This is a genomic window from Nocardioides sp. Soil777, from assembly GCF_001428425.1.
Taxonomy (GTDB): Bacteria; Actinomycetota; Actinomycetes; order Propionibacteriales; family Nocardioidaceae; genus Nocardioides; species Nocardioides terrigena.
The window spans coordinates 324253-338391 of sequence record NZ_LMSN01000019.1; the positions used below are offsets into that span (position 1 = coordinate 324253).

Consider the following 14139-nt stretch of genomic DNA (forward strand, 5'->3'; position numbering starts at 1 on the left):
CCAGGCGACGGCTGGGTGGACGAGCGGCTGCAGGTGGGAGGGACGTCGGTCTACTGCCGGCGCAGCACCGCCGAGGACGGTATCCCGCTAGTCCACCTGCACGGCTTCGCGATCTCCGGGTCGTACCTGATGCCGACCGCCCGGATCCTCACCACGCGTGGGGTCAACGTGGTCCCGGACCTACCCGGCTACGGGCGCAGTGAGCGCCGCGATCGCGTCCTCGACATCCCGGAGCTGGCCGAGGCCACGATCGCGATCCTCGACCGCCTCGACATCGACAAGGCTGTCCTGGTCGGGAACTCGATGGGTTGCGCCATCAGCCTGGAGATCGTCCACAAGGCGCCCGAGCGGGTGCACAGGCTTGTCCTGGTCTCACCGGCTGGCGGCGCGCACAACCAGCCCCTGGGCCGCGCCCTCGGCCAGCTGGCGCGGGACGGCTTCCGGGAGAGCATGAGGATGTTTCCCGTCGCTCTCCCTGACTACGTGAAGTTCGGGCCGCTGAACGGCCTGCGTCTCTTCCACGAGCTCACCCGCTTCCCGTCCCTGGAGCGCCTGCTGCACACGCCGGTCCCCACCCTGGCCGTGCTGGGTGTCCGCGATCCGCTCCTGCCACCGCCCGACCGCATCCGCGAAGTCGCACGGCTTGCTCCGGAGCACCTGACGGTCGCCCTGATCGACCATGCGGCACATGCGGTGAACTTCAGCCACCCCGTGGAGCTGGCAGGCGTGATCGGGGTCTGGCTGGACGACGCGGTCGATGACAGCTCGCTCCTCCCGGACGGAGTGCGGGTGGTCGCGGCCAGGTAGAGCTGCCGGTGCCGAGCCCCCGCTCGGACCGCTCAGTCGGACTGCGTGCTCGCGGCCAGCGCGGGCAGCAGGAGCCTGTACGCCGCGCCGCTGAGGTGGAGGCCGTCCTTCGCGAAGGCGGCCGTGCCGAGCTGCGCCAGCATCGACCGGGTGTCGAGAAGTCGTGCGGAGTGTGACGCGGCAACAGTGGCGGCCGCGTCCCGGTACTCGTTCACGACTGCGTTGGTCCGATCGCGAGGTCCGAGTCGTGCCTCGTCGACGCCGGGGGGCGACATGATGACCCACGCTCCAGCCGGACGGGACCGCACGAATCGACCCAGGCCCCGTCGGAAGCCAGCGACCGACACGTCGTTCCAGGGGGCAGCGTCGTTGGTGCCCACGCACACCACCACGACGTCCGAACCCATGAGGTCCGCACCGTCCGCCTGTACCTCGAGGTGCAGCACCGTGGCTCCGCCCTGCGCCGCATTCAGGACGTTCTCGCCGACGCCCGGCAGTCGTCGCTGGACCCGGGCGAGATGACTGTCCCCCAGCAGCACGATCCTCACCAGCCGAACCCTAGAACGGCTGAGCGCTTACGCTGCGGTCAGTGCGGTGCCACACGGATCGACGTACATTCCGTGGCGGAAGGCGTCACCCTCTCGAGCCGGTTGACCCGGCCACGATCACCTCGGTGACGAGGGCCGAGGCCGTGTCGGGTCAGTACGCCGGCCAATTGCAGCGAGACCGAATCGAGGAGGAATCTTGAAGCTTCTTCTCACGTCCGGGGGCGTCACCAACACCACCATCCGCGAGGCGCTGGTCGATCTGCTGGGCAAGCCGATCGCCGACTGCAGCGCCCTGTGCATCCCCACCGCGATGTACGGGCACCCCTGGGTCGGCCCAGGGGAAAGGGCCTGGCAGTTCATCAGCGGGAAGGCCGAGAATCCCATGGTCGACCTGGGCTGGAAGTCGATGGGCGTGCTCGAGCTGACCGCGCTGCCCAGCATCGACGACGAGCGCTGGGTCCCGCTGGTCCGGGAGACGGACGTCCTGCTCGTAGCCGGCGGCGACGTCCTCTACCTCTGCCACTGGATGCGGCAGTCCGGGCTCGCGGACCTGCTCCCGACGCTGAGGGACACGGTGTGGGTGGGGCTGAGCGCCGGAAGCATGGTGATGACGCCCGAGGTCGGGGAGGACTTCATCCAGTGGCGACCCCCGGACGGCGACGACACCACGCTGGGCATCGTCGACTTCTCGATCTGCCCCCACCTGGCCCAGGACGGCGCACCGGGCAACTCCATGGCCGAGGCGGAGCAGTGGGCCGCCGGCATCTCCGGCCCCGCCTACGTCATCGACGACCAGACCGCCATCACCGTGGTCGACGACGTCGTCGAGGTTGTCTCGGAGGGGCACTGGAAGCTGCTGACCTGATGGCCGCGGTCAACCGGGCCGGGCGCGACGAGATGTCCCTCGCGGCGCCGGTGAGCGAGACGGCCTACGTCGCTACCGACTCACCCGTGGGGTCTTCCCCGCTCGATCCACGCGCTCACGGCTCAGGTACCGCACCGGCTTGCCGAGCGACGTCGCGTAGGCGATCTCCCTCCGGGTCGATTCCCCCACGTAGCCACCCGGATCCACGATGTACACCTCGTCAGCCATACGGATCTTCTGGAGGTGCAGGGCACCGAGCCGCCCCTTCAGGTCCGATCGGTCGGCCGTCGAGTCGTAGCCAGGCAGGTCGGGAAGGCTGAACATCCCGAGCCTGATCACGATGCAGCCGTCCATCGTCAGCCGCTGGTTGACCTCCGCGAACTCGGCCTCGAACTTCGTCGAGCCGCAGAGCGTGATGACTCTCGCCTCGCCCTCGGTCGACTGGGGTGTCTGCTGCTCCTCCACGGGGTCCATCATCGACGAACGGCGGTCAGGCACGCGAACGTGAGCGCCACGCGAAGACCGTCGTGGCAGCCGTCACCGGCGTCCAGACGGCCCGCTCGACCAGCGACGGCGACGCTCCGTTGGCGATCGTGCCGATCGACATCAACACACTGAGCGTCGTGAAGGAACGGGCTCGGACGCACGTCGAGCCCGCCCCTCGCACGATGAGGGCGACGCCCGTGCCGTAGCCCACCGCAGCCACCCCGCTGATCGCGCGCAGGTGTGGCGGCAGGGTGCCTGGACGTGCTCCGCCGTACGCCGCCCTCCCCCAGGGCGCGCCCGCCGCGAGCGCGAGCTGGAACCCTCCCAGAGTGGCGAGCGCGGCCGCCGTGGCCTGCTCGGTGCGACTGATGTCCATGCCCGCGAGACTACGACGCCCTGCCGGGCGCGACCCGGGTGTGGGGGCACTGAGAGGGTGGACCTGTGGTGCGGATCTCCAAGCAGAAGTGGACGACATCGACCGGCTCCTGCACAGAGGCGTTCAGCTGGCCCGCTCACGTCCTGGGGACGGATCACCACGGCACGTGGCTCGGAGCGCGTCGAGGCAACCCTGTGCAGCAGCCCGACGGGTGCATCGAACCGCAGCCAGACGACGCGGTCTGGCTGGTGGTCGAGAACGCGTGGTACCTGCCGACGTTCTGGTTCACCTCGGAGACAGACCTCACCATCGACATCTGCACGCCACCCTCGTTCAAGGACGGGACATGGTCCTTCGTCGACATGGAGCTGGATCTGTTTCGGCGCTCCGACGGTCACGCGGGAGTCGTAGACCAGGACGACTGGGACCTTCTGGTCAGGTCTGGGCTCGTCTCCCAGGAGGAGGTCCATAGCGTCGAGGAGACCGCAGAGTCTCTCCTCACCCTCGTCGAGCACAAGGTCGAGCCGCTCGGCCACGCGGCCCTGGTCTGGCTCCACAGCCTCCGCCACGCACCGACGTGACGGACGTCGGCGTCTGTTTCCTTGATCAGGAGCGTTCCGCAAAGGTGGCGAAGAGGGTCAGAGAGACGAACAGGCTCGCGCTTCGCAAGTGGCTCAGCCATGCTGCACCGTCCCCTGCGGTCAGGTACCCGGCCTCCACGGCGCGATGCGTCACTCGCTGGAATCCGAACACCCGGTCTGCTGTGGCCACGTCGCGGAACACCCCGGTCACAGGCAGGACCCGCGACACCGTCAGCCCGTTGTGCTCGCACAGGGCCGGGACCTGGCGACCGATCCGAGCGTTCCGGATGACCTGGTCGCAGATGAATCGGCGGTAGGCCTCGGGTATCGACGGGTCGGGAGAGTCGATCACGAGGGTGCCCCAGTCAGGTTCGGCGAAAGCCGCCACGCCTCCGGGGCGCATGATCCGCGCAGCCTCGGCAATGACGGCATCGGGATCGTCGACGTGTTGGAGCACCCGATCGGTGTGGACCCGGTCGACGGATCCGGTGGCCAGGGTGAGCCGATGGACGTCACCCACCTCGACCTCCACCTGGGGATGGGCCAGCGTTGCCTGAGCTGCGATCGCGACGGCTGAGGCGTCGTGGTCGATGCCCACGACCCGTCCGGCCGAGCCGACAGCGCGGGCAAGTGGCGCGAGGTCCGCCGCGGGTCCGCAGCCGAGATCGACAACGGTCGCACCTGGCTGGAGGCCCAGCTCGGCCAGGACCAGCGACTTGTAGGCGCTGCCGAAGTCGGACGATGCCAATCGAGTCAAGTAGTCGGACGGACGCTCGGCCTCCCAGGTGATTGCCATGCCAGCAGCATGTCTCACCGTCGCGATCAGCGGCGGAATCGAGCGACGGCGGCGTGCGCGGCGTAGCCCACCACTCCTCCGGCGATCGCGCCCAGGAACGGGCCCTCGGCGCTGAACTGCCACGCCACTTGCGACAGCCAGGCGCAACCGACGATCGCGCCTGCCGGGAGAGCGCGGACTGCCGCGCTCGCCACCTTGTCAGGCAGCTCGGTCGATCGCACGGGCCGTACGCCGCGCCGGGCGACGGGCCCGACATCTGGCAGGTCCGCCACCAGCACAGCCAGGCCGCTGCCGGTCACTGCGGCCAGTGCCGACTGCTGGCGGTGGTCGAGCTCCTCGACGGAGAGGCGCCCGTGGAGATGGTGTTCGACGAGCGCCGCCACGCATGCGTCTCGCTCGTCATCGCCGACACGCAGGGTCGACGTGTGTGTCGCGTTCAAGGACATGTCCATGTCGGATGTTGACATACCGAAGCGCCCCACCGGGGTCTGTCGCGCACGCGTCGCCACGATTGCTCCGGCACCGCGTTGCACTCACCCGGCACCGATGGTGCACGGACCAGACCGTGGAGCCGGTAACGGGGGCAGGATCCCGCACTCCTCGCTGAGACCCGGGCTCGATCGGCTTCAGAAGTCCAGCTGACAACTAGGGTCGCCGCATGCCCGACTTCACCTGGCTCCCGGCCAACCGAGCAGCGACGGAGGACGTCGAGGCGGTCTTCGCCACGGGCGGCGCCCACAAGTGCCGGTGCCAGGCGATGAAGGTGCCGGGCTGGATCTGGCGCGACACCACCCAGGAGCAGAGGGACGACGCGCTGCTGGAGCAGACCGCCTGCGGCACCGCCGGACCCACGTCCGGGCTGATCGGGTACGTCGACGGGGAGGCGGCCGGTTGGGTCGCGGTCGAGCCGCGGGAGAACTACCCCCGGCTGTGGAGCCGGAAGCAGGCGTGGATGCGGATGGACCCGGAGCTCGAGGGCGTCTGGTCGGTCACGTGCTTCGTCGTGCGCACGGGCCGGCGCCGGTCCGGGCTGAGCTACGAGCTCGCCGCGGCCACCGTCGAGTACGGCGAGCAGGTCGGCGCCCGCGTGCTGGAGGGCTACCCGATCGAGCCGCCGCCGGGCAAGACCGTGATCTGGGACGAGGCCTCGGTGGGGCTGTTGCAGGTCTTCCTCGAGGCCGGCTACGAGGTGGTGGCCTCCCCCACCCTGCGGCGGCGTGTGGTGCGGCGACAGCTGGGCACCGAGTCATGACGGTCTCCACCACGGACCGACGGCGCGGGGGCCAGCCTCCTCAGCGCTGCAGCGACCAGGACGACAGGTCGAGGTCCCAGTCGTCGGCCAGCCGGCCGACCTGCGGGCGGTAGAGCACCTCCAGCGACTCGACGAGCCCCTCGGGCGGCTCCCACGTGGCGTGGCTGCTCGAGCGCGACGGTCGGTCCACGTCGGTGAGGGCCACCGGAGCGAGCCCGAGCCGGGCCCACACCGCGTCCACCGCGGCCTGGGGCGCGCGGCGCACGGACTCGTAGACCATCACCACCAGCCGCTCACGACCCACGTGGTGCGCCCACATCGCCAGCTGGTCGGCGTAGAAGCCGCTGAAGCCCTGCACGGTGATCGGCACCGGGTAGGGCCACGGGGACGTCGCCCGGGTGGCCGCGAGGCGCATCGCGGAGAGGAACCGCTCGACCGGGTCGCGGAGCAGCACGAGCACCGGCACGTCCGGGCCCAGCAGGCGCGCGGCGGTGGCCGGGGCGGACGCGTGCCGGAGGTACTGCGGGGTCCACTCCCCCCGTCGTACGCCGTCGTCGGGGAACAGGTCGAGGTAGTCCGACGCCGGGACGAGACCGTCGCCGACCTTGTGGAGCAGGTGCTGCTCCTTCTTGCCGTTGGTCCCGAGGCCGATCTCCGGGTGCTGGGTCAGCAGGTCGGTGAACCACGTCGTCCCCGACCGCTGGGCACCGATGCCGAGCCACGCCGGTGTCGTCATGCGGAGCACCCTAACGGCTCCGATAGGTTCGCCCCATGAGTGCTCCCGGCCTCGACCCGACCTTCGCCGCCCTGCCCTACCGCGACCTCGGGGACGTCGCGCTCGGCCGGGCCCGCGAGCTCGGGGCGACCCACGCCGACTTCCGCTTCGAGCGGGTCCGCTACCAGTACCTCGGCGCCCGCGACGGTGTCCTCCAGACCGCGATGGACACCGAGGACCTCGGGTTCGCGGTGCGCGTGATCCACCGCGGCGCCTGGGGATTCGCCTCCGGCATCGTGCTCACGCCCGAGGAGGCACGACGGATCGCGGAGACGGCGATCGCGGTGGCCGAGGTCGCCGCCGGGATGACGACGACCCCGGTGGAGATCGCCCCGGAGCCCGTCCACGACGACGTCACCTGGATCTCGGCGTACGACGTCAACCCGCTCGACGTCCCGACGGCCGACAAGGCGGCGGTCATCGTCGACTGGACCCGCCGGCTCCAGTCGCACGCGAGCGTCGGGCACGCGTCGTCCTCGCTGCAGCAGGTGCAGGAGAACAAGTACTACGCCGACCTGTCGGGCACCCGCACCACCCAGCAGCGGGTGCGGATGATGCCGGGCTTCGAGGCGATGGGCTCCGACGAGCGCACCGGCGTCTTCGACTCGATGGCGTCGCTGGCACCCCCGGTCGGGCGGGGCTGGGAGTACGTCACCGACGGCACCTGGGACTGGGACGCCGAGATCGCCGAGGTCCCCGAGCTGCTGGCCGCCAAGCTGGCCGCCCCGAGCGTGCAGGCCGGCAGCTACGACCTCGTCATCCACCCCTCCAACCTCTGGCTCACCATCCACGAGTCGATCGGCCACGCCACCGAGCTGGACCGCGCCCTGGGCTACGAGGCCAACTACGCCGGCACGTCGTTCGCGACGTACGACAAGCTCGGCACCCTGCAGTACGGCTCGCCGGTCATGAACGTCACCGGCGACCGCACCCAGCCGCACGGCCTGTCCACGGTCGGCTTCGACGACGAGGGCGTCGAGACGCGGTCATGGGACATCGTCCGCGACGGCGTGCTCGTCGGCTACCAGCTCGACCGGTCGATGGGCCACATGAAGCCCGAGCTCCACGAGGGACGCTCCAACGGCTGCGCGTACGCCGACTCCCCCGGCCACGTCCCCATCCAGCGGATGGCCAATGTCTCCCTGCAGCCCGCCCCCGACGGCCCGAGCACCGACGAGCTCATCGGTCGGGTGGAGCGCGGCATCTACGTCGTGGGTGACAAGTCCTGGTCGATCGACATGCAGCGGTTCAACTTCCAGTTCACGGGCCAGCGGTTCTACGAGATCCGCGACGGCGAGCTCGGCGGCCAGCTGCGCGACGTCGCCTACCAGGCCACGACCACCGACTTCTGGGGCTCCATGGAGGCCGTCGGAGGGCCGGACACCTGGGTGCTCGGCGGCGCCTTCAACTGCGGCAAGGCACAGCCGGGCCAGGTCGCCGCAGTCAGCCACGGCTGCCCGACGGCGCTCTTCCGCGGCGTACGCATCCTCAACACGAACGACGAGGCGGGCAACTGATGTCGACCACCGTGACCCCCCAGCAGCTGGTCGAGCACGCGCTCGCCACGTCCACCGCCGACGACTGCGTCGTGATCGTCCGGGCGTCGAGCAGCGCCAACCTGCGCTGGGCCAACAACACGCTCACCACCAACGGCGTGATGGTCTCCACCGAGGTCGTCGTGGTCTCCTTCGTCGGTGCCGCCACCGGCTCAGTCTCGGGGTCGGCCAGCACCACCGGCCAGGTCACCGCGCTGGTCGAGGCGGCGGACGCCGCCGCCCGGGCCGCGGCACCGGCCGAGGACGTCGCCGAGCTGGTCGCCGACCGCACCAGTCCCGACTGGGACGACGTCCCCGAGCAGACCGACATCCACGTGTACGACGCGTTCGCGCCGGCCCTCGGCGAGGCGTTCGGGCAGGCCACGGCGGCCGACCGGGTGCTCTACGGCTTCGTGGACCACGAGCTGGTCACCACGTTCCTCGGCTCCTCGCGGGGGCTGCGCCTGCGCCACACCCAGCCCACCGGCCACTACGCGTGCACCGCCAAGACGGCCGACCTGAGCCGCAGCGCGTGGGTCGGCGGCGCGACCCGCGACTTCGCCGACGTCGACGCGCTGGCCATGGCCGACCAGGTGGCCACCCGCCTCGGGTGGGCGAAGCGGCGTACGGACCTCCCGGCCGGTCGCTACGACACCATCCTCCCGCCCAGCTCGGTGGCCGACCTGATGGTCGACGCCTACTGGGGAGCCGGCGCCCGCGTCGCCCACGAGGGCGAGTCCGTCTACAGCCGGCGCGGCGGCGGCACCCGCATCGGCGAGCGGATCGCCCGCCCGGGCGTGCACCTCTACTCCGACCCGGCGTACGCCGCCCTGGCCTGCGCGCCCTTCAACGTCGCGAGCTCGTCCGACAACACCGAGTCGGTCTTCGACAACGGCCTCCCGCTGGAGCGCACCGACTGGATCCGCGACGGTGAGCTCGCCGCCCTCCTCCAGACCCGGCACTCGGCGGGCATGACCGGACAGCCCGTCACGCCGATGATCGACAACCTGGTGCTCGAGGTGGATGGCGGCACCGGCTCGGTCGACGACCTGGTCGCCGGCATGGACCGCGGGCTGCTGGTGACCTGCCTCTGGTACATCCGCGAGGTCGACCCGCAGACCATGCTGCTCACCGGGCTCACCCGCGACGGCGTCTACCTCGTCGAGGGCGGCGAGATCACCGGCGCCGTCAACAACTTCCGCTGGAACGACAGCCCGGTCGACCTGCTCTCCCGCTTCACGGCGGCGAGCGCGACGGTCCCGAGCTTCAGCCGGGAGTGGGGCGACGACTACTTCTCCCGGACGGCGACGCCCGCGCTGCGCATCCCCGACTTCAACATGTCGAGCGTCTCGCAGGCGCAGTAGGGCTGCTCAGTCGAGCAGCACGACCATCACGCCCTGCACGACGTTGAGCAGCACGAAGGCCGAGGCCAGCCCGACCCCGGTCCACATCGGCACCCGGCCGCCGCGGTTGCCCTCCTGCTCGGCCCTGCGGGCGAAGAACACCGACAGCAGCGCCGGTGCCACGAAGACGAGCAGGGCGGGTCCGGCCGCTGCCAGCATGAGCCACACCGGCGCCTCCTCGGCGCTTCCGGTCTCGTGCCCGAGCAGGGTGGCGAGTCCCTCGCCGACGCCGAAGGCGGCGACGAACGACAACGGGAACAGCGCCAGCGACCACCACGCGCGTCGGACGTCGCGGACACCGGCCTCGGGCGCACGCACACGGACACCGGTCATGACGCACCTCCTGGGTGAGCGAGGGTCGGAACCCCTCACTCCCAGCCTGCTCCCGCGCCACGACCCCGACCAGAGCCGAACGCCGTCCCACCGGGTGACAGAAGCCCCGGACCGGCTCAGTCGAGCGGAGGGTGACCGCCCGGGATCGGCGTACCCGGCTCGTAGGGCTGCCGGGTCAGGATGAACGTGCCGACGTCGAGGTGCGAGACCGAGCCGTCGTCGCGGCGTACGACGTGCAGCTCCTCCCCCGCGTGGTAGCCCTTCGTCCCCACGATCCGTCCGTCGACGTCGGCGAAGCGCCACAGCTCGACGTGCCGGCGACGAGCCACGAGGTCGCCGCCCTCGCAGGCGAGGACGTAGGGCGTCGCCCCCCAGTGCCACACGCCGAGGGCGTCGGTGAAGGACGCGGGGACCGCGTCGTTGGGCCGCCACACCGGGGGCAGGGTCGGCTCGCAGTGCTCGAGCTCGTCGAGAAGTGCAGCGCCGAAGGTCGCCACCGGCACCCCGCCGGTGGCGTTGACGAGACCGACGACGCCCGTGCGACGGGCCCGGTCGACCAGGCAGATCGCGTGGAAACCGGGCATCGAGCCGCTGTGGCCCACCAGCGTCCCGGCACCCCCGGGGAAGATCTGGAACCCCAGTCCGTGCGCGTAGCGCAGGCCCGCGGGCTCCTCCCCCGACTGCGGCGTGAAGGCCTCGGCCAGGCGCTCGGCCGGGAGCACCTGGTCATGCCCCTCGAGCAGGAACGTGCAGTACGTCGCCAGGTCGGCCACCGTGCTCCACACCTGGCCGGCCGGCGCCATCGCGGCGGTGTCGGGCAGCGGCTCGGGGATGAGCGTCTGGGCGTAGGGGTGCACCGACCAGCCGGCCGCGTGGGCGCCGGAGGCCTGGTAGGACGTGCGGGTCATCCCGAGCGGCGTCAGGATCCGCTCCTCGACAGCCTCCCACCAGGTCCGGCCGCGCAGCCGGGCGACGACCTCACCGAGGAGCCCGTAGCCGAGGTTGGAGTAGTGGAAGCGCCGGTCGGGCTCGAAGGCCGGCGTGCTCCCGTCGTTGGCGCTCGCCAGCTCCTCGAAGGTCCCGCCCTCGGTGCGCTCCCACCACGAGCCGGCCGGCTCGGCCTGGAGCCCGCCGCTGTGGGCGAGCAGCTGGCGGATCGAGCGGTCGGCGTAGCCGACCTCGCCCAGCACGTCCGACGCCGGTGCGTCCAGCGACAGCAGCCCCTCGTCGACCAGCTGGAGCACCAGCACGGCCGTCAGGGTCTTGGTGATCGAGCCGACCTTGTACTGCGTGTCGGTGACCTCGCCGGGCACGTCGCCCACGCCGTCGGCCCAGGCCAGGGTGCCGTCGCGCACGATGCCCGCGACGATCGAGGGCACCTGGCCCTCGGACTGCGTCGTGGCCAGCCGCCACCGCAGGCGTCGGGCGGTGTGCGGGGTGACGAGGTCGCCGGCCGGGTGGGTGCCGCTCATTCGGCGAAGGCCTCGGGCGGCGGGCACGCACACACCAGGTTGCGGTCGCCGTACGCCTGGTCGATCCGGGCCACCGGCGGCCAGTACTTGTCGGGGTCGACGCCGGTCGGGAAGACCCCGACCTCGCGGGAGTAGGCGCGGTCCCACTCGCCGACCATCGCCCGTGCGGTGTGCGGGGCGTGGCGCAGCGGCGAGTCCTCGGGGCTCCAGGTGCCGGCCTGCACCTGGGCGATCTCCTCGCGGATCGCGATCATCGCGTCGCAGAAGCGGTCGATCTCGGCAAGGTCCTCGGACTCGGTCGGCTCGACCATCAGGGTCCCGGCGACCGGGAACGACATGGTCGGGGCGTGGAAGCCGTAGTCCACGAGCCGCTTCGCCACGTCGTCGACGCTGACGCCGGACTCCTTGGTCAGGCCGCGCACGTCGAGGATGCACTCGTGCGCCACGAGGCCGCCGTGCCCGCGGTAGAGCACCGGGTAGTGCTCCTCGAGGCGGTGCGCGACGTAGTTGGCGCTCAGCACCGCGGCCGCCGTCGCCCGGGTGAGGCCGGGTCCGCCCATCAAACGGATGTAGGCCCACGAGATCGGCAGGATGCCCGCCGAGCCGTACGGCGCCGCGCTGATCGCGCCGATGCCCTCGCGCTTGGCCTCCTCCGGGTGCATCGGGTGCGAGGGGAGGTACGGCGCGAGGTGCTCGCGCACCGCGACCGGGCCGACGCCGGGCCCGCCGCCACCGTGCGGGATGCAGAAGGTCTTGTGCAGGTTGAGGTGCGACACGTCGCCGCCGAACTCACCCGGCCTGGCGTGGCCGAGCAGCGCGTTGAGATTGGCACCGTCGACGTAGACCTGCCCACCGTGGCCGTGCACGATCTCGCACAGCTCGGTGATCGTGTCCTCGTAGGCACCGTGGGTCGACGGGTAGGTCACCATGATCGCGGCCAGGTCGTCGGCGTGCTCGTCGCACTGGGCCCGCAGGTCGTCGAGGTCGACGGTCCCGTCGTCGGCACCCTTGACCACCACGACCTTCATCCCCGCCATCACCGCGGAGGCGGCGTTGGTGCCGTGCGCGGAGGACGGGATGAGGCAGACGTTGCGGGCCTCGTCGCCGCGCGCGCGGTGGTAGCCGCGGATGGCCAGCAGACCCGCGAGCTCGCCCTGGGATCCGGCGTTGGGCTGGATGGAGACCCGGTCGTAGCCGGTCACCTCGGCGAGCCAGCCCTCCAGCTCGTCGACGAGCTGGCGGTAGCCGGCCGCGTCCTCGGCCGGGGCGAAGGGGTGCAGGTCGGCGAAGCCGGGCAGGCTGATCGGCTCCATCTCGGTGGTGGCGTTGAGCTTCATCGTGCAGGAGCCGAGCGGGATCATGCCGCGGTCGAGCGCGTAGTCGCGGCCCGAGAGGCGGCGCAGGTAACGCAGCATCTGGGTCTCGCTGTGGTGGGTGCCGAAGACCTCGTGGGTGAGGTAGGCCGTCGAGCGGCGCAGGTCGGCGGGCAGGCCGTCCGGCACGTCGACGTCCACCTCGGGAGCGGCCACGCCGAAGGCGCGGAGCACGCTGGAGACCGTGGACGGCGTCGTGCACTCCGAGGTGCTGATGCCGACGCGGTCGGCGTCGACCAGCCGCAGCTGGAGCCCGAGGCTGCGAGCGCCCGCGACGACGTCCGCGGCCCGACCGGGGACCACGGCGGTGACGGTGTCGAAGAAGGTGTCGTTGTCGAGCTCCACTCCCCCGGCACGCAGCGCGGCGGCGATGCGGGCGGCGAAGTGGTGGGTGCGCTGTGCGATCTGCCGCAGGCCCTCGGGTCCGTGGTAGACGGCGTACATCGACGCGACCACGGCGAGCAGCACCTGCGCGGTGCAGATGTTGGACGTCGCCTTGTCGCGGCGGATGTGCTGCTCGCGGGTCTGGAGGGCGAGGCGGTAGGCCGGGCGGCCCTCGGCGTCGACGGAGACGCCGACGAGGCGTCCGGGGAGGTGCCGCTCGAGGCCCTCGGCGACGGCCATGTAACCGGCGTGCGGGCCACCGTAGAAGAGCGGGACGCCGAAGCGCTGTGACGAGCCGACCACCACGTCGGCGCCGAGCTCGCCGGGTGCCTCGAGGACGGTGAGGGCGAGCAGGTCGGCGGCCACGACGGCCAGCGCGTTGCGCTCGTGGGCGGCGTCGATGACCGGTCGCGGGTCGAGGACCCTGCCGGATGCGCCGGGATACTGCACCAGCACGCCGGACAGCTCGCCGTCGGGCAGGCCGTCGGACAGGTCGGCCACGACCACCTCGATGCCCATCGCCTCGGCGCGGGTGCGGACCACGTCGATGGTCTGCGGGAGCGCGTCCGCGTCGACGACGAACGGCCCGGAGGCCTTGCGGTTGCCGCGGCGCACGAGCGTCATGGCCTCGGCGGCCGCGGTGCCCTCGTCGAGGAGCGACGCGTTGGCGGTCGGCAGCCCGGTGAGGTCGCCGATCACCGTCTGGAAGTTGATGAGGGCCTCGAGGCGCCCCTGGGAGATCTCCGGCTGGTACGGCGTGTAGGCGGTGTACCAGCTCGGGTCCTCGAGCACGTTGCGGCGGATCACCGGCGGGGTGATGGTCGCGTGGTAGCCGAGGCCGATCATCGCCTCCGCGGGCCGGTTGAGCCCGGCGATCCGGCGCAGCTCACGGGCCGCGACGTCCTCGGTCAGGGCGGGCGGCAGGTCGAGGTCGGCGCCCGCGCGGATGCCGCCGGGGACTGCCGCCTCCATGAGCGCGTCGAGGCTGTCGAAGCCGAGCTCCTTGAGCATCACCTCGACGTCGGGCTCTCGCAGCCCGATGTGGCGCTCGACGAACGGCGCGGTGGTGAGGTCGGACGGGTCCGTCATGGAGGCTCCCTGGTCGAAGGTCAGCGGGCCTCCCCCTCTGTCGTCCCACCGTCGGGCCTCCAGA

General features: G+C 71.4%; 15 protein-coding genes. 6 read left to right on the forward strand and 9 right to left on the reverse strand.

Annotated features, from left to right (window positions below; genetic code table 11):
* The first annotated feature begins 15 nt into the window (after window positions 1–15).
* Entirely contained in the window at window positions 16–807 is a 792-nt protein-coding gene (locus ASG88_RS19910; protein WP_200956511.1) for an alpha/beta fold hydrolase, read from the forward strand.
* Window positions 808–839: 32 nt separating this feature from the next.
* On the opposite strand, the gene ASG88_RS19915 is transcribed toward ASG88_RS19910, so the two are convergent.
* Window positions 840–1355 carry an SGNH/GDSL hydrolase family protein gene (locus tag ASG88_RS19915; RefSeq protein ID WP_056889180.1) on the reverse strand — a complete coding sequence of 172 codons (516 nt, stop codon included), beginning with the start codon at window positions 1353–1355 and terminating at the stop codon, window positions 840–842.
* Window positions 1356–1551: 196 nt separating this feature from the next.
* Between ASG88_RS19915 and ASG88_RS19920 the strand changes: the two genes are divergently transcribed.
* Entirely contained in the window at window positions 1552–2220 is a 669-nt protein-coding gene (locus ASG88_RS19920) for a Type 1 glutamine amidotransferase-like domain-containing protein (RefSeq protein WP_056889181.1), read from the forward strand.
* 72 nt (window positions 2221–2292) lie between these two features.
* Here the strand turns inward: ASG88_RS19920 and ASG88_RS19925 are convergent, their stop codons facing one another.
* Together ASG88_RS19925 and ASG88_RS19930 are read right to left on the reverse strand one after the other, a co-directional pair.
* Complete coding sequence (locus tag ASG88_RS19925) at window positions 2293–2685, reverse strand: hypothetical protein (protein ID WP_235534930.1); 393 nt, start codon at window positions 2683–2685, stop codon at window positions 2293–2295.
* A 25-nt stretch (window positions 2686–2710) separates the two neighbouring features.
* Entirely contained in the window at window positions 2711–3082 is a 372-nt protein-coding gene (locus ASG88_RS19930; RefSeq protein WP_056889183.1) for a hypothetical protein, read from the reverse strand.
* 194 nt (window positions 3083–3276) lie between these two features.
* On the opposite strand from ASG88_RS19930, the gene ASG88_RS19935 reads away from it, so the two are divergent.
* Window positions 3277–3663, forward strand: coding sequence for a DUF402 domain-containing protein (locus ASG88_RS19935; protein WP_056889184.1), 387 nt, complete (start codon window positions 3277–3279; stop codon window positions 3661–3663).
* A gap of 25 nt (window positions 3664–3688) precedes the next feature.
* Here the strand turns inward: ASG88_RS19935 and ASG88_RS19940 are convergent, their stop codons facing one another.
* Window positions 3689–4459 (reverse strand): methyltransferase domain-containing protein, encoded by a 771-nt coding sequence (locus tag ASG88_RS19940; protein WP_056889185.1) that lies wholly within the window; start codon window positions 4457–4459, stop codon window positions 3689–3691.
* Window positions 4460–4485: 26 nt separating this feature from the next.
* Window positions 4486–4911, reverse strand: a complete 426-nt coding sequence (locus ASG88_RS19945; RefSeq protein WP_200956512.1) for a DUF1707 domain-containing protein — start codon at window positions 4909–4911, stop codon at window positions 4486–4488.
* Between the two features lie 206 nt (window positions 4912–5117).
* Here ASG88_RS19945 and ASG88_RS19950 point away from each other — a divergent pair, with 206 nt between their 5' ends.
* The gene (locus ASG88_RS19950) at window positions 5118–5711 is read left to right on the forward strand and encodes a hypothetical protein (RefSeq protein WP_056889187.1); all 594 of its coding nucleotides are present in this window, start codon (window positions 5118–5120) and stop codon (window positions 5709–5711) included.
* 40 nt (window positions 5712–5751) lie between these two features.
* Here the strand turns inward: ASG88_RS19950 and ASG88_RS19955 are convergent, their stop codons facing one another.
* Window positions 5752–6447, reverse strand: a complete 696-nt coding sequence (locus ASG88_RS19955) for a sulfotransferase family protein (RefSeq protein WP_056889188.1) — start codon at window positions 6445–6447, stop codon at window positions 5752–5754.
* A 35-nt stretch (window positions 6448–6482) separates the two neighbouring features.
* Between ASG88_RS19955 and ASG88_RS19960 the strand changes: the two genes are divergently transcribed.
* Window positions 6483–8003 carry a TldD/PmbA family protein gene (locus ASG88_RS19960; protein ID WP_056889189.1) on the forward strand — a complete coding sequence of 507 codons (1521 nt, stop codon included), beginning with the start codon at window positions 6483–6485 and terminating at the stop codon, window positions 8001–8003.
* Window positions 8003–9385: a metallopeptidase TldD-related protein gene (locus ASG88_RS19965; RefSeq protein WP_056889190.1), complete on the forward strand. Its 1383-nt coding sequence runs from the start codon at window positions 8003–8005 to the stop codon at window positions 9383–9385. The genes ASG88_RS19960 and ASG88_RS19965 overlap by 1 nt, the downstream gene beginning before the upstream one ends.
* 6 nt (window positions 9386–9391) lie before the next feature.
* On the opposite strand, the gene ASG88_RS19970 is transcribed toward ASG88_RS19965, so the two are convergent.
* The 3 genes from ASG88_RS19970 to gcvP all read right to left on the reverse strand — a co-directional run bounded on the left by ASG88_RS19970 (window position 9392) and on the right by gcvP (window position 14075).
* Window positions 9392–9757: a hypothetical protein gene (locus ASG88_RS19970; RefSeq protein ID WP_056889191.1), complete on the reverse strand. Its 366-nt coding sequence runs from the start codon at window positions 9755–9757 to the stop codon at window positions 9392–9394.
* 116 nt (window positions 9758–9873) lie between these two features.
* Window positions 9874–11229: a serine hydrolase domain-containing protein gene (locus tag ASG88_RS19975; protein WP_056889192.1), complete on the reverse strand. Its 1356-nt coding sequence runs from the start codon at window positions 11227–11229 to the stop codon at window positions 9874–9876.
* Window positions 11226–14075, reverse strand: a complete 2850-nt coding sequence (gcvP, locus tag ASG88_RS19980; RefSeq protein WP_056889193.1) for an aminomethyl-transferring glycine dehydrogenase — start codon at window positions 14073–14075, stop codon at window positions 11226–11228. Before gcvP ends, ASG88_RS19975 begins: the two co-directional genes overlap by 4 nt.
* Between the last annotated feature and the right edge of the window lie 64 nt (window positions 14076–14139).